A 20,774-nucleotide genomic window follows, 5' to 3' on the forward strand; every position below is an offset into this window, starting at 1 on the left:
CATGTCCAATATTCTCGTCATTGATACTTCTACCGAAGCCTGTTCCGTTGCCTTGCAAGTTGGTGATGTGATCGTTAGCGACTATAAAGTTGCTCCTCGTCAGCATGGCGAACTAGTGTTGCCGATGGTTGATGGCTTATTAAAACAGGCACAAATCCAATTAACTGATCTGGATGTGATTGGTTATGGTCAGGGACCGGGCGCTTTTACCGGTTTACGGATATGTATCAGCATTGTGCAGGGTCTTGCCTATGGTGCAGACGTTCCTGTGGTTGGAGTCTCCAGTTTACAAGCGATGGCCCAAGCTGCTTATCAAATTACTGGTGAGGAGTATATCTTGAGCGCGATTGATGCACGAATGGGCGAAGTTTATTGGGGTGTTTATCAATGGCAGGATGGCCTGATGACACTTGTGGGTGAGGAAGAAGTTGCAGAGCCGGAGTCTGTCACCATTGGCCTGCTCGATTCGTCTATTATCTATAGAGCAGTTGGAAGTGGTTGGCAGACTTACCCAGAGAAACTGGCGCAACGAAGCAATGTCTCGCTGGTGATTGAAGAAGACGTTTCCTTCCCTAACGCGCAACACATGTTGCCGTGGGTTGCTAATCAGTTTTCCAATGGTTTGGCTATGGACGCAGAGCGGGCGCAACCTGTGTATTTGCGTAATAACGTAGCGAAAAAAGTCGCTGAGCAGGGCCAGCCTGGCTGAATATCTGAAATTCAGGAAGCGTTCATAGACTTTGTGTTACAAATGAAGCAGTATAGTTTAAGTGCTTGATTTTAATTGCTCCTGGCATGCAAAATCAGGACTAATAAAGGGAGGCATTTAATGCGACATTATTTAAAATTACTTTCAGTCAGTGCTATGGCTGGTTTATTGGCGGCGTGCGCAAATGTTCCGGAATCGGTTGAGTTTGAGCAACGAAGTGTAGATTTTGCACAGGTCGCACAAAGCCCGGCCAATTATTCCGGTCAGGAAGTTCGTTGGGGCGGTATTATTGCTCGAGTAGAGAACTTGGAAAAAGACACATTGATTGAGGTGGTTAATTTACCGCTTGATCGTCAAGCAAGGCCGCTAAAAGATAGCCAGACTGGTGGTCGCTTTATTGCCAGAGTCCCCGGCTTCCTTGATCCCATGATTTATCAGAACGGTAAAGAGATAACGTTTGTTGGTATGCTCGGTGAGCCCATGCCAGGTAAAGTGGGTAAGCATGAAATCAACTTTCCAGTAGTGGATACACGTAATCATTATTTATGGAAAGAGCGTCCAAAGCGCGAGTACGTTGAAGTTTATTCCATGTGGGATCCATACTGGTTCTATCACCGTCCTTATCATTGGCCATATTATTATCGATATCGTGTGATTCGTGACTATGAGCCTCGTGTTAATCCGAACCTGGATAAACAACCGAATGATCCTCCTATGCCTAAGCAACGGATTGAACCACGCAGCTCTGAGCCAGAAGTTAGAGTTAGACCTTCATCCAGCCCGAGGCCTGCTAGCAAACCAAGAGTCAGCCCTAAATTAGGTGATGGTTTTATAAAACAGAAATAATGTTACGGGTTTAGTAACTGAAAAGAAGGCCGCTCGCATGTCAATGTGAGCGGCTTTTTTTAGGCCCTGGTTTTGCAGGTTGGGATTCGTTTCGCTGGGCCTGCCTTTTGGGTGTATCACCAAGCTACCGAGAGTTTTAAAAGTTAACTCCGAGAAGCTTCAGCAAAGGCCAATGTTTGCTTTGAGCGATGGATGAAGCGGCCCAGCAATAGAATTGCAGCAACCGTTAGTCCAACGAGAATGCCAATCCAGAAACCTTTCACTTTGAGATCCATATAGTCAGCCAGATAAATACCTACAGGGAAACCTATAAACCAATAGGCTATGGCCATGTAAACGGTTGGTATCTTGGTGTCTTTCATTCCGCGCAGAGCTCCAGCACTATTAACCTGCAAACCATCGGAGAGCTGGAAGATAGCGGCTAAGAAAATCAGGGAGGCCGATATTTCGATGATCGCTTGGTCGTCGGTGTAGACGCCAACTAATTGGTAACGGAATAACAGCATAATCGCTACTGAGACAGCCTGGAAAAATAGGCTGGTACCAATCCCACAGAAACCCGATAAACGCATTTGGCGATAATCCTGCCGGCCCATCCAATAGCCCACACGTGCTGTAATCGCAATGGAAAGACCCCAGGGCACCATAAAGGCGACAGTGGCTATGTTCATGGCAATCTGGTGTGCGCCGGTTAGATCAACGCCGTAGCGCGCAACTAGAATGCCTATCATGCCAAACATACTGACTTCCATCAGCAAACCCAGTGACATAGGTGTGCCAATCGAGAAGAACTCTTTAATTAAGGCCCAGGTTGGCCAGCGAATTTTTTTGAAGATATTAAGACTGGCAAAAGAAGGATTACGCCATGTGAAAAACAGCAAAAAGAGAAAGAGTAACGTCCAGACCACGCTGGTAGCATAGCCAACACCGACAGCACCCATCGCAGGTACACCTAACCCACCATAAATAAACCAGGTGTTAAAAAGCAGGTTGAATGGAATGACCATGAAGGAGCAGAACATCACAATTTTAGTTGAGAACAAACCTTCATTACCAGAACGTAGGGCAATAAATAAAAATGCAAAGACGCAACCCCAGCTTAATGCTTTTAAGTAGCCGCTGGTGGTTTCGACAATCGCATCTTCGACACCAAGCAAATAAAGGATCGGGTCAACATTGCGTAGCAAAATAAAGGTGATGATGCCGAAAATAACCGCCAGAAACATGCCCATTTGAAATGTCTTACCAATACTGTCCATTTTACCCTGGCCGTTAAAATGCGCGACCATAGGGTTAATCGCCATCATGAGCCCCATGAACAGGGAAAATATAATCATAAAGGCATTAAAGCCGGTTCCGACCGCGGCCAGAGCGTTGCTGCTGTAGTTGCCCGCCATTAGAGTGTCAATAACGCCAAGCGACATCTGAGCCAGTTGCGCTAAGATTGCAGGTATGGCAATACGAATAATAGCAGTTGTTTCATGGCGGATGTCTTGCCATGAGTGGCCGCTGCTGGATGTAGAGTTGTTGTCAGCCGAGTGTGCCATTAGAAACCTGTTTATGGTCGAGTATGATAATAGTTATGCCAAATGCTTTTGGTGTTATAGACTAACTATAACGTCTAAATTTCAAATAATGATGGCTTTAATGCCCCTAAGCCTATCGAAAAGCTTAGGAATAAGTGAGCTACTTCATGAGCTAAAGTTGCCAACTCTTTTGCTGAACACTCATAGGTTAAGTTCAACTTTTCAATGAGAGGTTCAAGACTGATATGCATGGCTTGCCATTCACCATTGATAAATAACCAAAGTTCGTTGCTCTCTTTTCCGCCATGCTTAAAATAAGTCATACGCGCAAGTGGTTCAGCTTTGACACCTTGCTCCAGCGCTAGCTCAATCCAGTCAATCAGCTCGTCGTCGTCAGGAACTTCTAGCATATCCGGGTATTTTAGCTCGGTGACTTCTTTACCAAAGGCCATCAGGTAATCTTCTGATGTCCAAAGCTGCTTCAACTGTTGTTCTGCCCATCGGCTCATGTCTCGAGTCAATTCTCCGCGACTGGATTTCAGGCTTAGGCGAGCTTCATCACTCCATAATTGGTCTAACTCAGTTTGTGGTAGCTGCATCAGCTTTTGTACGATACCACCAATGTTCGGTGCTCTAAAACCCACCGAGTAGCAGATACTATTTCCGACTGACTCACCCCAGTGTGGCGTATTGGGCGGGATATAAAGCATATCGCCGGGATTGACGATAACATCCATGTCCGCATCAAATGGCTCTATTTGAGCTATTTGTGGGTGAGGGCAGATTGCCGTGGTTCCCTGGTTCTTATGACCCACACGCCAGCGCCTCTGACCCTCACCTTGAATTAAGAAGACATCGTATTTATCCAGGTGCGGCCCAACGCCGCCGCCATTGGTAGCGTAAGACACCATGACATCATCCAGTCGCCAGCGCGGAATAAAATTGCAGGCTTTTATTAATTCACAGAGTGGTGGGTGAAAATAATCCAATGACTGAACCAGTAAAGTCCAGTTTTGATCACCTAACTCAGCAAATTTGGATTCTGCAATAGGACCATGCTCAAGCTGCCAGTCGTCACCATCGCGCTCAATCAGGCGTGACTCAATATCATCTTCTAAGCTATAACCGGCCAATTCTTCTGCTGAAATAAGCGCATCTTCGCCAGACACCTGCGCAGAAGAAAACGCCCCTCGGATTAACAAGGGGCGCTTTTGCCAATATTCCTTGAGGAATTGCTCAGGACTGATGTCACCGAGAATATTGCTCATAAACTGCCTGACATCGCTTAGATGTTCTTGGCCTGACTTACAGCATTACCGATATAAGTTGCAGGCGTTAGTTGTTTAAGGCGTTCTTTTTCGTCTTCTGGCAGCTCCAGTGAATCAATAAAGACTTGCATGCCCTCGCGCGTAACACGCTTACCGCGAGTCAGTTCCTTCAACTTTTCATAAGGGTTAGGAATACCATAACGACGCATAACGGTTTGAATTGGCTCAGCCAATAATTCCCAATTACCATCCAGTTCATTAAGAAGTGCTTGCTCGTTAACTTCAAGTTTGGAAATACCTTTTAGTGTGGCTTGATAGGCGATCACGCTATGTGCATAACCGACACCTAAAACACGCTGTACTGTAGAGTCTGACAAGTCACGCTGCCAACGAGAAATCGGTAGCTTCATTGCCAAGTGATCGAATAAGGCATTGGCTATACCAAGGTTACCTTCTGAATTCTCAAAGTCGATTGGATTAACTTTGTGTGGCATCGTTGAAGAACCAATTTCGCCAGCAACAGTCTTTTGCTTGAAATGTCCAAGCGCAATATAGCCCCATACATCACGGTCAAAATCGATAATGACGGTATTGAAACGCGCTATGGCATCGAACAACTCTGCCATGTAATCGTGTGGCTCAATTTGAGTGGTGTAGGGGTTCCAGGTTAAACCTAAAGAGGTTACAAACTTTTCAGCGAAGGATTGCCAATCAAACTCAGGGTAGGCGGACAGGTGAGCATTGTAGTTACCCACAGCACCATTAATTTTGCCCAATATTTCTTGGTTCTGGATCTGTTTTAATTGGCGTTCTAAACGATAAACCACATTGGCCATTTCTTTGCCCATAGTCGAAGGCGAAGCAGGTTGGCCGTGGGTACGAGCCATCATTGGGATTTCTGCGAATTGCGCAGCTAAACTACGAATTGATTGGCAAACCTCCTGCTGATGCTTAGCGAGTGCTTCAGTGCCTTCTTTGAGCATCAAAGCATAAGACAGGTTATTGATGTCTTCAGAGGTACAGGCAAAATGAATGAACTCACTAACATTATCAAGTTCGTCACTGTGGCGGATTTTTTCTTTCAGAAAATACTCAACCGCTTTCACATCATGGTTAGTGGTGCGTTCTATTTCTTTAATTTTCTCAGCATCACTCTCAGCAAAATAGTCGACAATGCTATTTAATAGCTGGTTAGCCTCGTCAGAAAAAGCAGGGACTTCTTTTATGGCATCTGCTTGTGAAAGCGCTTGTAGCCAGCGGACTTCAACCGTAACACGGTATTTGAGTAAGCCATACTCGCTGAATATGCTTCTTAAATCAGTGACTTTTGAGCCATAGCGGCCATCGACAGGTGAAATTGCGGTAAGAGCTGAAAGTTGCATGAATTGTTTCCCGTTACTGGTTTTCAAACTATAAGAAAAACTATCTGAGTAGCGTGGCTCTCGTTTTAGGTTCTGTTACAAGAATAATACCGATTAGAGTTGCCACTTAAGCCTATTAACCAAAGGCATTTTTGAAACGCGGATCATACCTCAACTGGCGCTTTTTGGCATCTATAAAACAGGGTATGAGAGATTTTGATCGATGAATGCGACAATTCTTTACAAAAATATGTAAAAGATCGGTTTTAATCGATCAACATTTTTGTCATCATCCGCGCCATTGGATTTTTTTGAGCTTAGTAAAGCTAAGAGCTGAGTACGGTCACCATGAGTAAGTTTTTGATAGTTATAAGTATATTGATGTTTTCACTGGTTGGATGTGGTGACGGGCAATCAGTGAGTGGTGAAGGTAAGTCGACAAATAGTCAAACCAGAGAACTGATTCAGCAAATGGAATGGGTTGAAAATGCGAATGTTGAAGTCTTGGTTAAACAAAAATTGAAAGCCCCTCGTCGATTTTTAGCTGTTGAAGCTGATGGTGAAATCTTAATCCCAGGACTTCCGAAAGATGTGTGCGAATTAGTCGTCAATAATGGAGATTATGAAATACTACCGGGCATGTCTGAAATCGTCTATAACTCAAGGCATGCTGAGCTTAGAGTTAAGACTCGTGATTTCGCCACGACATATAATAAGAAACTCATAGATTTAATCAAATTGAATACATAATCATTTGATTTAAAAAGAAAAAGCCAGCATGTTGCTGGCTTTTTTGTGTCCAATATGAAATATCGAATTATAAGTTTAAAATATCAATAATCTCTCTTGTGTTTTCCATGACTCGGATAATTTTACCTTCAACTTCGATAATTTTGCTGCCTGTTGGACCTAGTGGCAGCCGTTGGCGTAGGTCATAGGGAAGAGGTTGTCCATAACGATACACATCTTCTGACAGCACCTCACCACGTTGTAGTTTCTTTTCCCAACCGGGAGGTAATTCACCTGTTCTTTCATATTTTTTCTTAAGACCTTTAGGTAGTTGTTTCTGCTTACCAGCATAGTCATGCTCATGATAGTATTCACGGATAATGCGAGTTTCATCATCGTGGAATAGGCCATCTCGACTTGGTTTGGCTACTACTTGCTCCTGATTCTTGGCCTGCTCACGCTTTGGTTCTCTGTCCATCGCGTAACCTGTTGAAAACAAAAAGCTTAAACCTAAAGTGGTTATGGTAAGTATTGATTGTTTATAGTTCATGTAATACCCCATTTATTACTTTGTAAGTGAATATAGCATAGGGTAATTGGCATGAATATACACTTAATGGAGCCCATAAATTAGTTAAATAAGATATGGCTCACATTCTATAAAGCCTGTGTTATAATCGGCCACCTTTTGAGAGAGCCCCCCTGAGTTATTTGCGTACTAATACGCGGGTGATGTCAGCGGTACAATAAACATCGAACGACGAGGAATCCTAAGTGTTAGAAGCTTACAGAAGTCATGTTGCAGAACGCGCCGAACAAGGCATTCCGCCTTTACCTTTAAATGCAGAACAAGTGAGTCAACTGGTAGAGTTATTAAAGAATCCTCCAGCTGGTGAAGAAGAGTTTCTAGTCGAATTGTTAACGCACCGTGTGCCACCGGGTGTTGATGAAGCTGCTTATGTGAAAGCAGCTTTCTTGGCAGCTATTGCTAAAGGAGAGGCTGAGTCTCCTCTGATTGATAAAGCTCACGCAACCAAGTTGTTGGGCACAATGTTGGGCGGTTACAACATTGCTACTTTAGTTGAATTACTAGACGATGCTGAGCTGGCTGAACTTGCTGGTGAAAAATTAAAGCATACCTTGTTGATGTTTGATGCCTTCCATGACGTTGCTGAAAAAGCTGATAAGGGTAATGCAGTTGCTAAAGCCGTTATCGAATCATGGGCAAACGCCGAATGGTTTAAAGAAAAGCCATCTTTAGCAGAAAAAATTACCTTAACCGTATTTAAAGTTCCTGGCGAAACTAATACTGATGATTTGTCACCAGCGCAAGATGCATGGTCACGTCCAGATATTCCTTTGCATGCCTTGGCGATGCTAAAAAATGAACGTGAAGGTATCAATCCAGATAAAGAAGGTGAAATTGGACCTATTTCTGTTATTGAAGAATTAAAGCAAAAAGGTCACCCATTAGCCTACGTAGGTGATGTTGTGGGTACTGGTTCTTCGCGTAAGTCTGCAACTAACTCTGTTTTATGGCATATGGGTGCAGACATTCCTCATGTTCCTAATAAGCGTGCTGGTGGCTTCTGTTTTGGTAGCAAAATTGCACCAATCTTCTACAACACCATGAAAGATGCTGGTGCATTACCGGTTGAGCTGGATGTGTCCAAAATGAACACGGGCGATGTTATCGATGTGTACCCATATGAAGGTAAAGTTGAGAAGGGTGGTGAAGTTATTGCTACTTTCGACTTTGGTTCTGGGGTTGTTCTGGATGAAGTTCAAGCTGGTGGCCGTATTCCATTGATTATTGGTCGTGGTTTAACAACTCGCGCTCGTGAATACATGGGTATGCCAGTTGCTGATTTCTTCCGTTCACCTGAAGATGTTGTTGAGTCAGACAAAGGCTTCACACTGGCTCAAAAAATGGTCGGTAAAGCTTGTGGTCTGGAAGGTGTCCGCCCTGGCCAATATTGTGAGCCACTAATGACTACTGTTGGTTCGCAAGATACTACCGGTCCTATGACTCGTGATGAATTGAAAGATTTAGCCTGTTTAGGTTTTCAGGCTGACTTGGTGATGCAATCTTTCTGTCACACCGCAGCTTATCCAAAGCCTGTTGACGTTGGTACTCAGCATACGCTTCCTGATTTCATTATGAACCGTGGTGGTGTTTCTTTACGCCCCGGTGACGGTATTATTCACAGCTGGTTAAACCGTATGTTGTTGCCTGATACCGTCGGTACTGGTGGCGATTCACATACTCGTTTCCCATTGGGTATTTCTTTCCCAGCAGGTTCGGGTCTGGTGGCTTTCGCAGCTGCAACAGGCGTTATGCCGTTAGATATGCCTGAATCAGTGTTGGTTCGTTTCAAGGGCAAAATGCAGCCAGGTATTACGTTACGTGATTTGGTTCATGCCATTCCTTATCAGGCGATTAAAGATGGTTTATTAACGGTAGAAAAAGCGGGTAAGAAAAATATCTTCTCGGGCCGTATTCTTGAAATTGAAGGTCTTGAGCATTTGACTGCTGAGCAGGCTTTTGAACTTTCGGATGCATCAGCAGAGCGTTCTGCTGCTGGTTGTACGATTAAGTTGAGCGAAGAGTCAGTTGCTGAATATTTGCAGTCAAACATCGTCTTGTTGAAATGGATGATTGGTAATGGTTATGGCGATGAGCGTACCATCGGACGTCGTATCGAGAAGATGGAAGAGTGGTTGGCTAACCCATCATTGATGGAAGCTGATAAAGATGCAGATTATTCGGCGGTTATCGAAATTGATATGGATAACCTGAAAGAACCTGTCTTGTGTGCACCGAACGATCCAGATGATGCCCGTTTACTAAGCGAAGTCGCTGGTGACAAGATTGATGAGGTGTTTATCGGTTCTTGTATGACTAACATTGGTCATTTCCGAGCTGCTTCTAAGTTACTGGAGAGCGTTGAAGCGGGTACCTTGGAAACCCGTCTATGGATTGCGCCACCGACACGTATGGATGAACATCAGCTGATGGAAGAAGGGCATTACAATATCTTTGGTCGCTCAGGTGCTCGTCTTGAAATGCCGGGCTGTTCATTGTGCATGGGTAACCAGGCGCGTGTGGCTCCTAAGTCAACAGTGGTGTCTACTTCAACTCGTAACTTCCCGAACCGCTTAGGCCAGGGCGCTAATGTTTATTTGGCCTCTGCTGAGCTTGCATCCGTTGCTGCTGTGATGGGGCGTTTACCAAGCGTTGAAGAGTATATGGGTTACGCAAGTAAACTGGACTCTTTGTCTAAAGACATATACAAATATATGAACTTCCACCAAATGGAAGAGTACAAAGAAAAAGCAGCCAAAGTGACTATTCCAGTTGCCAATAAAGTAACTGTTGGTGCTTAAAGCTAAACCTGTAAACTAGCTAAAAATTAAAGCCCACTTCGGTGGGCTTTTTTTATGCTTGACTGTCTGCTAGATTGTAGCCTTCTTAAACAACAATAATTGGGGCTAGTTTATGAGTATTGGAATCACGTCGATATACGCTTCGTTTCTCGCACTGCTAATTTTACTATTGTCGTACCGAGTGGTGATGTTACGCAGAAAATACCACGTTGGAATAGGGACTAATGGTGAGAAGGTATTGGCTCGTGCGATTCGCGTTCATGCTAATGCTGTTGAGTATATTCCGATCTGTCTTTTGTTGATGGCTTTTGCTGAAATGCAACAAGCTCCTAGTTGGCTATTGTACGGGGCGGGTACAGCACTTTTACTGGGACGCGTGTTGCATGCTTTGGGGTTATCTAAATCTGTGGGTAAATCATTTGGTCGATTTTATGGGGTAATACTGACTTGGAGCGTAATGTTATTGTTATCGGGTTACTTGATTGGCTACGCAATAGGCTTCAACTTTTAGTCATCTCTTTTCCTGCTAAAAAACCGTGATAAGAGTGTCCATTTGTCAGTTCTGATCAATCAATACAATATGCCGCTCCACTACTGATTGTTACATCAGTGGTGGGGTTATAGAAGTTATTTGAAGTACTTGTCCTGAATGACCATTGGACTTATTGGTCTGTCGAAATAATAGCCCTGGAACTGAGGGCATCGCTCGCCTTTTAAGAATTCGAGTTGCTCTTGGGTTTCGACGCCTTCTGCAGTGACTTCTAGCCCTAGCTCTTTACTCATTTTAATAATGGTTTTGATGATGGTCTCGCTATCAGGATCGCCGGGAATATCGCTGACAAAAGTTCGGTCAATTTTAAGCTTGTCTAAAGGGAGTTTCTTTAAATGGTTGAGTGAAGAGTAACCAGTACCAAAGTCATCGATAGAAATTCTAATACCCAATTTCTTAAGTGATTTAAGTAAATCTATAGAACGTTTTTCTTCATGCAAAATCAAAGTTTCTGTCACTTCAAGCTCAAGCAATTCTGCGGGTATTTTTTCTTGTTCCAATAGGCTTGAAATAGTGCTTACCAGGTCACCTTGACTTAATTGAATAGCAGATAAGTTAACTGATACGGCAGGAGAGTAGCCATATTCCTTTATCCATAACTTTATCTGTTGGCAGGCCTTTTCTAGAACCCAGTTGCCAATCTGTACAATGGTTCCATTATCTTCTGCAATGGGGATGAATTCGAGAGGCGAAATAATACCTTCCACTGGATGATTCCAACGAATTAAAGCTTCTACACAGAGTAGCTTTCCAGTATTGGCATCAATTTGAGGCTGGTAAAGTAAGAAAAACTCATGGTTATAAATGGCTCTGTGTAGATCGCTTTCGAGCGTTTGTCGCCGCATTATGACCGCTTCCATATCTGATTTGAATACAGCGTATCCATTACGGCCTTTGGCTTTAGCATGGTACATGGCAGTGTCTGCACGTTGCATGATCAGTTCGTGGCTGTCTGCATCGCGCGGATAAACTAGAACCCCAATACTGGCGGTAATATGCAGTGATTGACCATTAATCTGGAACTCTTGGGTCAGTGTTTGTATCAGTTTTTTTGCCACGGTAATGGCGTCTAGTTCGGCTTCTGCTTCGACATCACTCAATTCGCTTAGCTGAATAATAAACTCATCGCCACCAAGGCGGGCAACAGTATCACCTGAGCGAACATTATCTTCTAATCGCTTCGCGACTTCGATCAGCAATTTATCGCCCGTCATGTGGCCTAAGGAGTCATTAATATTCTTAAAGAAATCCAAATCAATGAACAGTAAAGCTCCGTTGTGATGATGTCGCAATGAGAGTGCTAAAGACTGATTTATTCGATCATTCAGTAATAAGCGGTTAGGCAAACCTGTTAACGAATCATGCTGTGCCATATGCTGAATTTGTTGCTCAAACTGCTTTGTTTCGGTGACATCTACACCAACGGTAACTACTGCTGGTAATCGACTATAGCGCCCTACAAAAGGCACTTTTGAGATGGTGAGATAGGTGGCTTTTCCGTTACTGTCGTTAAGCTTTAATTGCTTTTCGACAGCTACAGCATCTTTTCGCAATAAGTAATCTTCATCTTCAAATAAATCACTTGCAGTGGGCGCCTTTAATCTAAGTTGTTCAATATTGATGTTGTCCAGTTCTTTTAAGTGTAAACCAAAAAAGTCGGCAGCATAACGGTTTGCAAGAATCAGTTCGCCATTGGCATTAGTGGCATATATCATATGCGGGACCAAGTTTATTATTTGTTTGATTTGGTCGGTTTTATCGGCAAGGTCTGCCGTTTTCCTGCGAATTTGTTTACGTAAAATCAATAAAACCAATCCGCTCAGTAGTAACAAAATGCCTAAGGCTGCCAAACTATAGAGTAACCACCTTGGCATAAATTGGTTTTGAGCATCTTTACCCAGCCAGCGTTCATTAATTTCATAGTAAGGAGAGCCTGGATTTTCTTTCCATTGTCCAAGGTAATTGTCGATGGTTTGTAGTATCTCTGAGTTTTTATCTTTGGGGCTGGCAAACAGGACTTTGGATGGGTTGAACACAATCGGGGTGCGCTCAATATTGAACCGCTCCTCAAAGCTATAGCCAACAAGGTTTCCGCTAACAGCACCATCAACTAATCGCTTATCAAGCAGTGAGAATGCTGTTTGATAATCTTGTACCTCTTTGAGGTGGCAGATGATATCGAACTGTGCGCATAAATTAGCAAATTGAATGGCATAAATTTCATCCTTTACGACTGCAATCGTCTTGCCTTCAAAGTCGAAAATGTTTTCAAGGAACTGTTCGTCGGGATGGATGTAAACCTGCCCCCAGCCAGTAATATAACTAATCGAATTGTAATCAAGATATTCGGATCGCTCGCGCGAGTATGCTACGAAGGGGATTAGATCAAGTTCAGCTCGTTTGGCGCTATTGATAATTTCCGGCCACTTGAGGTAAAGCCATTGAATCCGCCAGTTCTCACGGCTGGCAACTTCTTCAATGTAGTCCACTAAAAACCCGGAGTGCTCGCCATTTTCATTTGGAATAAGTGCTGGGGGAGCATCGAATACGGCTACCCGTAGAGTTTTAATTTGCTGGTTTTCGGCTGCATAGAGGTGATTGCTTTGCAATGACAAAAGCACAAGTAGGAATATCGAAAAATGACAAAGCTTTTTAAGTAACAATGGGCACCCTCCTGCAAACTTCACCACCTTAGCTGTAATTATCTTTTGACGCAATATAGTTCCTTAATTATTTTCAATAACTCATTGAAATAGCTGGTTTTTGCTTGACTTTCGGATATAAAAAAACCGGCTGAGATAGCCGGCTTTTTATGAGCTTAATAATGACTAGTCAACAATTTTCATTTCGTTAATCAGTTTGTCTGCACTGTCCACATGCTCCATAACCCACAACATATATGCACTGCTAACATGGATCGAACGGTTTAATTCATCGTTATAATCCCAGTCAGCGATAATGGACTCATAAACACCATCGAAAATAAGACCAACGAACTCTGCATTGGCATTTAGGGTAGGGGAACCTGAGTTACCACCAGTGACATCCAGTGTTGTTAGGAAGTTAACCTGAACACTATTCAAGTCTTTATCCAGATAATCGCCATATTCTTTAGACTTGATTAAGTCCAGTTGCTTTTGTGGCGAGTTAAATGGCTCTTCCCCAGTATGTTTAGCTGCAATTCCTTCAAGTGTCGTGAAAGGAGTGGCATATAGGCCATCTTTTGGCGAGTAGCCTTTAACATTACCGTAAGTTACACGAAGCGTACTGTTGGCATCTGCATATATTGGCTTATCCATAGATTTATAATAATCAATGATGGCTGACATGTACTGAGGGCGTAGTTCCTGGAACTTACCACCGCGCTCTTTACTTTCAAGTTCACGCTCGAACTTTTCATCATAAGTTGCCACTGCAAGCTGAATGTAAGGGTCATTAGACTGTTTAAAGTCTTCAACTGACTTTTTCATCCATGCCAAGCGACTTTCAAGCTCGTTAAGCTTTGTTTTGGCGTACATTGAGTCAACTTTTTTGGCAAAGGCTTCTGCATCAAGTGTTTCACCAATCTTCATAAACTCATCATAAGACTTTAGACGCTGATCGGCCGGTAACTCGGCATATAAAGGTGCGAAATGCTTCAACAGAGCTTTTTCAACGTCTGCATCCCAGCGACGTTCCATGCTTTTTAGGCCTTCTTTGAAGCGGACCATATCGCGTTCTTGATACCCTGGCTCTCGCTCTGCGTCAGGCTTTTGTTTTTCAATCGCTAGACGATACAAGCGCGCAGCAGTACCTGTCAATGTATCGCGATTAATAGCCCATGAGCGAAGAGTGCGCTCCTGTTCAGCGATATTTTCAAGAATTAGGGCATTCAGCGCATCTAGTGCATCGCCATGTTTTGCCTGCATATTAGGGTTTGCTTTAAGCCATGCTTTAAGATCATTTTCGAGGGCAATTTTACGCTCAAAGAGATCGCCTTTAGCATAGCTTTCTATCATGCTACCCCAGTTCTTTTCAGCGTTGTTTAAACCAGCCAATGTACTCGCGTATTTCACGCGCGCATCAGTACCATCTGGTGCTGTTTCTTCAATTAAGCCGATGTATTCCTGTAACGTTGTGCGGAAAGTTGGATACCACCACTCAAACTGATTTTTTACTTCTGCGCTAGTGCGGTAACGATTAGTGCTGCCAGGGTAGCCTGCTACCATTACAAAGTCGCCTTTATCAACGCCTTCTTTATTCACTTTCAGGAAGTGCTCAGGCTCGTAAGGAACATTGTCCTCAGAGTATTCGGCTGGGTTACCGTCTTTATCGACATAGGCGCGGTAAAAGGCAAAGTCACCGGTATGGCGTGGCCACATCCAGTTGTCGACATCACCACCGTATTTACCGATATGAGAAGAAGGTGCATAAACCAGTCGCACATCCTTAATTTCCAATTGTTTAATCAGGTAATACTCTAAACCACCGTGGAAAGACACTACGTTGCAACGGTGTCCAGCGTCCTGTTCACAGTCCGCAACCAGTGCTTTTTCGGTATTCTCAATCGCTTTATAGCGATCAAGTCCCGAAAGCTCATCGCTGGCAGCGTTCACATTAGAAGTGACATCGCTAACATTAACCGTAACGTAAACACGAGAGCCGGGTGCTGCAGGCAGCTCCTTATCAAGCGAACCAGCCAGGAAGCCTTTGTCTAACAGGTTATTTTCAGCTGTTGAGTTAAATTGAATACTGCCGTACGCGCAGTGGTGATTCGTTGCAACTAGACCTTTAGGTGAAAGGAAAGAGGCTGTACAACCACCAAGGCTGATAACGGCTCCCATTGGAAACTCGGTTAACTCGGTTAGCTTATTTGGGTTAATCTTGATGCCAGCTTTTTTAAGCTGCTTTTTAATGGTAGGTAACTGGTGAGGCTGCCACATGCCTTCATCCGCCATCAGCGGAGAAACAGCAAGCGTTAAAGCCGCAGTGATTAATAGTTTTTTCATTGGACTCTCTACTTTGTTGTTAAAAGAATAACCGATTAATCCTAAAGCATTGGTGAAAGATTACTAATGCCAAATTTCGGAAAAGTGTTAATAAATATTACAAAAAAGCCGACACAAGGCCGGCTTTAAGGTTTAGCGCTCTCAAGTGAGGCTAATTGATTAGAACTTCATCTCTGGAACATTATCCGGTACTACCAGATCTGCTTCAGTTTTCTCTTGAATTTCTTCTACTGAAACACCAGGTGCACGCTCAAGTAAGTGGAAGGCACCGTCCTTAATTTCCATTAAGGCAAGCTCAGTAATAACGCGCTTGATACATTGTGCGCCAGTCAGTGGAAGCGTACATTTCTTGAGGATTTTTGAAACACCGTGTTTATTGGCATGCGTCATGGTAACGATGATGTTTTCAGCACCAGCAACCAGATCCATAGCACCGCCCATGCCTTTAACCAGCTTGCCAGGAATCATCCAAGATGCAATGTTGCCTTCCTGATCGACTTCGAATGCGCCAAGTACTGTTAAATCAACATGACCGCCACGGATCATGGCAAAGCTCTCTGCTGATGAGAAGTAGGCTGCGCCAGTTACCGCAGTTACGGTTTGTTTACCGGCGTTAATGAGATCAGGGTCGATAGTTTCTTCAGTAGGGAACTGGCCCATGCCAAGCAAACCATTTTCAGACTGAAGCATAACTTTGATGCCTTCAGGGATATAGTTTGCGACCAGGGTAGGAATACCGATACCCAAGTTTACGTAGAAACCGTCTTCGAGTTCTTGCGCCACTCGCATGGCGATTTGTTCACGAGATAATGCCATGATGCGCTCCTTATGCTTCTTTTGTAGAAGGTCTAACTGTGCGTTGTTCGATACGTTTCTCAAAGTTGTTGCCTTTGATCACGCGCTGGACATAAATGCCTGGAGTATGAATATAGTTAGGATCTAACTCGCCAGGTTCAACAATTTCTTCCACTTCAGCAACAGTGATTTTACCGGCTGTCGCCATCATTGGGTTAAAATTCATGGCAGTCTTGTTGAAAATCAAGTTACCCATGGTGTCTGCTTTCCAGGCTTTTATTAATGCAAAGTCAGCAGTCAACGAAGGTTCAAGCACATAGTCGCGTCCGTCGATGTTGCGCGTTTCTTTGCCTTCAGCAACCTGAGTACCAAAACCGGTTGCTGTGAAGAAAGCTGGGATACCAGCGCCGCCAGCGCGGATTTTTTCAGCCAGCGTGCCTTGAGGTGTCAAAATCACCTCCATTTCACCTGAAAGAAGCAATTTTTCGAACAGCTCATTCTCGCCAACATAAGAGCCGATCATGGTGCTGATCTGGCGCTTCTCTAGCCATTTGCCTAAACCAAAGCCATCTACGCCTGCGTTATTGGAAATTGCGGTCAATCCGCTACAGCCCATTTTGTAGACTTGCTCAATTAAACCTTCTGGAATTCCGCAAAGGCCAAAACCGCCGACCATTACGGTCATATTATCGGTAAAGCCTTCTAAAGCTTTTTCGTAGCTGTCTACGACTTTATCAAAACCTGACATTTTAATTCCTCGTCAAATCGAATGAATTGATTGTATATTATTTTTTAGCAAGCAACGCATTGGCTGCTCGTGATACGGGACGACGACCCAGTTGCTCGGAGATATAAGCACCAGCGTCGACCAGTTTAGTTAAATCAATACCGGTTTCAATACCTAAACCGTTGAGCATATAAACCACATCTTCAGTGGCAACATTGCCAGTAGCTCCCGGTGCGTAAGGGCAACCACCCAAACCTGCAACCGAACTATCAATGGTGGCAACGCCTAGCTCCAGGCAAGCGTAGATATTGGCTAATGCCTGACCATAGGTATCATGAAAGTGGCAGGCCAGTTTACTGGTAGGAACATACTCAGCAACCGCTGCTATCATAGCGCGGGCTTTGTTTGGTGTACCAACGCCTATGGTATCGCCCAGAGAAACTTCGTAGCAGCCAAGGTCATACAAAGCTTTGGCTACTTCGGCCACTTTTTCTGGTGCTATATTGCCTTCGAAAGGGCAGCCTAACACACAGGAAACATAGCCGCGAACTTTAACGCCTTGCGCCTTTGCCGCTTCGATTACTGGCTTGAAGCGTTCAATAGACTCAGCAATGGAGCAGTTAATATTCTTCTGCGAAAAGCTTTCTGAAGCGGCTGCAAACACGGCTACTTCTTTGGCACCGCCTGCTAACGCACCTTCAAACCCTTTCAGGTTCGGCGTTAACACTGGAAACCAGACACTGCCATCTTGAGCTTCGGGAAAGCTTTTAAGAGCAGCCATAATTTCATGATGGTCAGCCATTTGAGGAACCCACTTGGGAGACACAAATGCGGTTGCTTCGATATGTTTTTCACCTGCATCAATCAAGCGACGAATCAGCTCTAGCTTAACCTCGGTGGATACCGGCTGCTTTTCGTTTTGCAAACCATCCCTTGGCCCCATCTCGACGATTTTAACGTGAGTGGGCAGGGCGGGGTTGTCCGATACCATGACCATTATTCAGCCACCTCCAGGGAAAGCAGTTCAGCGCCATCATCCACCAGGTCGCCAGCGGCATAATGAATTTCACTGACCACACCTGCAGTAGGTGCGTTGATGGTGTGTTCCATTTTCATAGCTTCAAGAATCACTAATGGCTGACCTGATTCAACGTGATCGCCTTCACTGACTAATACTTCAATGACAGTGCCAGGCATTGGCGCCGTTAAGCTACCGCCTGCATCTTCGGAATCACCAGCCAAGCCACGCTCAACTTTCTCAAGTACTTTGTAGTGTCCGTGAATGAAGATATGCAAATTGGCACCATCATCAACAACGGTTGCATTAAAGCGTTTGCCATTGGCATCAAGACGTAGAATATGACCATTAAGAGTTGCGCTGTGAACCGGCAACTCGCCACTGGGTAGGTCAAGTAGATAGCCTTGGTCGCGGAAATGGACAATAACTTCCACGTCATTAGCAATGCCATCAACCTTGTCCAGATATTCAAAAGTATGATGGTTATCGGTATTTAAACGCCAGCCATTGACTGAGTGCCATGGCGAATAGGGGTCTTCACTATTCTTGGCATTTTCTGCTGCAGTTTGCTCACGTTTTAATAGCTGATAAACCGCTGCTGCAACCAGAGTGTCGTCGTCAGCGGCTTCTTCATCTAAAATCAAATCGTCTTTGTAACGTTCGATAAAGTTAGTGTCGAGGTCAAGGTCTTCAAAGCCCTGACTGTGAGCCAGTGCGGCAAGGAAAGGTACATTAGTGGTTAAACCAACAATCTGATACTGAGCTAAGGCGCCGCGCAAGCGAGCAAGTGCTGCGTTACGATCCTGATCCCACACAATCAATTTTGCAATCATCGGATCATAGTGAACAGACACAGAGTCACCCTGAGTGACTCCGGTATCAATACGAACATGCTCAGATTCCTCTGGCGTGTTCAGGTGTAACAAGGTACCGGTTGCTGGCAAGAAATCCTGATTCGGATCTTCAGCGTAGATACGCACCTCGAAAGCATGACCATTGATGCTCAATTCATCTTGCTGCATCGGTAACTTTTGATCGGCAGCGACTTTCAATTGCCACTCAACCAAGTCTTGGCCAGTGATTTTTTCAGTAACCGGATGCTCGACCTGCAAACGAGTATTCATTTCCATGAAGTAGAATGACTCGTCTTCATCGTATAAGAACTCAACCGTACCTGCGCCCACATAACCAATCGCCTGTGCTGCGCGAATCGCTACCTGGCCCATCTTGGAACGGGTTTCTTCGCTTAGACCTGGGGCAGGGGCTTCTTCAATCACTTTTTGATGGCGACGTTGCACTGAGCAGTCACGCTCAAATAAATGCACTGCGTTGCCGTGCTTATCTGCAAAGACCTGAATCTCAACGTGACGAGGTTTCGTGATGTATTTTTCGACGAGAACTTTATCGTCACTAAAAGAGGCCGCAGATTCACGCTTACAAGAAGCCAAGCTCGAAGCAAAGTCATCTTCTTTCCAGACAATGCGCATACCTTTACCGCCACCACCAGCCGTTGCTTTGATGATAACCGGGTAGCCAATCTCATCAGCTTGCGATTTCAGGAAGTCTCCATCCTGATTTTCACCATGATAGCCTTTAACTAAAGGTACATTGGCTTCTTCCATGATTTCTTTAGCGGCTGACTTTGAGCCCATTGCGATAATCGCGCCTTCTGGTGGTCCGATAAATTCAATATCGTTTTCGGCAAGAGCTTTAGCAAAGTCTGCATTTTCAGATAAGAAACCATAGCCAGGGTGTACTGCTTGAGCACCTGTCTTTTTACAGGCCTCAATAATTAGTTCACCTTTAAGATAAGATTCACGCGCTGGAGCAGGGCCTAAATAGACCGCTTCATCGGCCATCGCCACATGCATGGCGTCTTTATCGGCTTCTGAATAAACAGCAACGGTTTTGATGCCGAGTTTTTTAGCCGTTTTAATCACGCGGCAAGCAATCTCGCCACGGTTAGCAATCAATATTTTTGTAAACATGTTCGCTGTTTCCTTAACCAATTATTGTGAGCTGCTTTCAGACTGGCCTACTGACCAATCAGCAGTACGTTTTTCGAGGAAAGCGTTCAAACCTTCTTTGCCTTGTTCGCTGGCACGAATGTCTGCAATGCGACGTGCCGTTTCATCCATCAAGGATTGGTCAATGGTTTGATTCGCTACAGCTCTAATTAAACTTTTTGCCGCTTTAACTGCTTGTGGTCCATTACTTAAAAGAGTCGCAATGACTTCATTTGTTTTTTCAACCAATGAGTCTTCGGAAACCACTTCATGAACCAGACCATACTCAGCAGCCTTATCAGCTTTGAAGCGCTCAGCAGTGGTGAAATAGCGCTGCGCCTGACGTTCGCCCATCGCTTTAACCACATAAGGACTGATGACGGCAGGAATAAGACCAAGCTTCACTTCCGATAGACAGAAGCTGGCGCGTTCAGAGGCAATGACGATATCGCAACAGGCCACCAGACCAACGCCGCCCCCAAAGGCAGCACCTTGCACCTGACAGACAGTGGTTTTACTCATGCTGTAAATGGTATTCATCAAAGTCGCCAGAGCTTGCGAATCCTGATAATTTTCTTCCCAGGAATAATCAGCCATGCGACGCATCCAGTTTAAATCTGCGCCAGCAGAAAAACTTTTGCCTTCAGCACGAAGAACAACCACTTCAACCTCATCGTTGTTTTCCATTGCAACAAAAGCTTCGGTCAGCTCATTGATTAATTTGTCATCAAAGGCATTGTGTATTTCAGGGCGGGTGAGGGTGATATAACCAACCCCGCGTCCTGCTTTGCCCAGCTCGTTCGAATCAAGGGTAATGTTTAATGCTTCACTCTTGCTCATATTCATACCTATACTCATAAGAGA

The 20,774-nt window shown here is 44.4% G+C and carries 16 protein-coding genes; 5 read left to right on the forward strand and 11 right to left on the reverse strand.

Features of this window, described 5'->3' with window-relative positions; translation table 11 throughout:
- The first annotated feature begins 1 nt into the window (after window position 1).
- Both tsaB and KKOR_RS05240 read left to right on the forward strand, forming a co-directional pair.
- The gene (gene tsaB, locus KKOR_RS05235; RefSeq protein ID WP_012800975.1) at window positions 2-709 is read left to right on the forward strand and encodes a tRNA (adenosine(37)-N6)-threonylcarbamoyltransferase complex dimerization subunit type 1 TsaB; all 708 of its coding nucleotides are present in this window, start codon (window positions 2-4) and stop codon (window positions 707-709) included.
- Between the two features lie 120 nt (window positions 710-829).
- Complete coding sequence (locus tag KKOR_RS05240) at window positions 830-1,555, forward strand: Slp family lipoprotein (protein WP_012800976.1); 726 nt, start codon at window positions 830-832, stop codon at window positions 1,553-1,555.
- A 143-nt stretch (window positions 1,556-1,698) separates the two neighbouring features.
- Here the strand turns inward: KKOR_RS05240 and KKOR_RS05245 are convergent, their stop codons facing one another.
- The 3 genes from KKOR_RS05245 to purB form a co-directional block, all read right to left on the reverse strand.
- Entirely contained in the window at window positions 1,699-3,102 is a 1,404-nt protein-coding gene (locus KKOR_RS05245) for an MATE family efflux transporter (RefSeq protein ID WP_012800977.1), read from the reverse strand.
- A gap of 74 nt (window positions 3,103-3,176) precedes the next feature.
- A complete protein-coding gene (locus KKOR_RS05250; protein ID WP_012800978.1) occupies window positions 3,177-4,349 on the reverse strand; it encodes a cupin domain-containing protein in 1,173 nt (390 codons plus the stop codon).
- Window positions 4,350-4,366: 17 nt separating this feature from the next.
- The gene (gene purB / locus KKOR_RS05255) at window positions 4,367-5,731 is read right to left on the reverse strand and encodes an adenylosuccinate lyase (protein WP_012800979.1); all 1,365 of its coding nucleotides are present in this window, start codon (window positions 5,729-5,731) and stop codon (window positions 4,367-4,369) included.
- Between the two features lie 327 nt (window positions 5,732-6,058).
- Between purB and KKOR_RS05260 the strand changes: the two genes are divergently transcribed.
- On the forward strand, window positions 6,059-6,460 hold the full coding sequence (locus KKOR_RS05260; protein WP_012800980.1) for a hypothetical protein: 402 nt from the start codon (window positions 6,059-6,061) through the stop codon (window positions 6,458-6,460).
- A gap of 67 nt (window positions 6,461-6,527) precedes the next feature.
- Here KKOR_RS05260 and KKOR_RS05265 read toward each other — a convergent pair whose 3' ends face one another.
- The gene (locus tag KKOR_RS05265) at window positions 6,528-6,989 is read right to left on the reverse strand and encodes a hypothetical protein (protein ID WP_228638781.1); all 462 of its coding nucleotides are present in this window, start codon (window positions 6,987-6,989) and stop codon (window positions 6,528-6,530) included.
- Window positions 6,990-7,213: 224 nt separating this feature from the next.
- On the opposite strand from KKOR_RS05265, the gene acnB reads away from it, so the two are divergent.
- Window positions 7,214-9,826, forward strand: a complete 2,613-nt coding sequence (acnB, locus tag KKOR_RS05270; RefSeq protein WP_012800982.1) for a bifunctional aconitate hydratase 2/2-methylisocitrate dehydratase — start codon at window positions 7,214-7,216, stop codon at window positions 9,824-9,826.
- A 112-nt stretch (window positions 9,827-9,938) separates the two neighbouring features.
- On the forward strand, window positions 9,939-10,337 hold the full coding sequence (locus KKOR_RS05275) for an MAPEG family protein (RefSeq protein WP_012800983.1): 399 nt from the start codon (window positions 9,939-9,941) through the stop codon (window positions 10,335-10,337).
- 116 nt (window positions 10,338-10,453) lie between these two features.
- Here the strand turns inward: KKOR_RS05275 and KKOR_RS05280 are convergent, their stop codons facing one another.
- From KKOR_RS05280 to KKOR_RS05310, 7 genes are all read right to left on the reverse strand, one after another.
- The gene (locus KKOR_RS05280) at window positions 10,454-13,093 is read right to left on the reverse strand and encodes an EAL domain-containing protein (protein WP_228638784.1); all 2,640 of its coding nucleotides are present in this window, start codon (window positions 13,091-13,093) and stop codon (window positions 10,454-10,456) included.
- A 111-nt stretch (window positions 13,094-13,204) separates the two neighbouring features.
- The gene (locus KKOR_RS05285; RefSeq protein ID WP_012800985.1) at window positions 13,205-15,364 is read right to left on the reverse strand and encodes a S46 family peptidase; all 2,160 of its coding nucleotides are present in this window, start codon (window positions 15,362-15,364) and stop codon (window positions 13,205-13,207) included.
- A 159-nt stretch (window positions 15,365-15,523) separates the two neighbouring features.
- On the reverse strand, window positions 15,524-16,180 hold the full coding sequence (locus KKOR_RS05290) for a CoA transferase subunit B (RefSeq protein WP_012800986.1): 657 nt from the start codon (window positions 16,178-16,180) through the stop codon (window positions 15,524-15,526).
- Between the two features lie 10 nt (window positions 16,181-16,190).
- Complete coding sequence (locus tag KKOR_RS05295) at window positions 16,191-16,907, reverse strand: CoA transferase subunit A (RefSeq protein WP_012800987.1); 717 nt, start codon at window positions 16,905-16,907, stop codon at window positions 16,191-16,193.
- A 37-nt stretch (window positions 16,908-16,944) separates the two neighbouring features.
- Window positions 16,945-17,883: a hydroxymethylglutaryl-CoA lyase gene (locus KKOR_RS05300; protein ID WP_012800988.1), complete on the reverse strand. Its 939-nt coding sequence runs from the start codon at window positions 17,881-17,883 to the stop codon at window positions 16,945-16,947.
- Window positions 17,883-19,892 carry an acetyl/propionyl/methylcrotonyl-CoA carboxylase subunit alpha gene (locus KKOR_RS05305; protein ID WP_012800989.1) on the reverse strand — a complete coding sequence of 670 codons (2,010 nt, stop codon included), beginning with the start codon at window positions 19,890-19,892 and terminating at the stop codon, window positions 17,883-17,885. The genes KKOR_RS05300 and KKOR_RS05305 overlap by 1 nt, the downstream gene beginning before the upstream one ends.
- Before the next feature lie 21 nt (window positions 19,893-19,913).
- Window positions 19,914-20,768 (reverse strand): enoyl-CoA hydratase/isomerase family protein, encoded by an 855-nt coding sequence (locus KKOR_RS05310; RefSeq protein WP_012800990.1) that lies wholly within the window; start codon window positions 20,766-20,768, stop codon window positions 19,914-19,916.
- Window positions 20,769-20,774: the final 6 nt, after the last annotated feature.

Origin of the sequence: Kangiella koreensis DSM 16069 (genome assembly GCF_000024085.1) — a bacterium.
Classification (GTDB): domain Bacteria; phylum Pseudomonadota; class Gammaproteobacteria; order Enterobacterales; family Kangiellaceae; genus Kangiella; species Kangiella koreensis.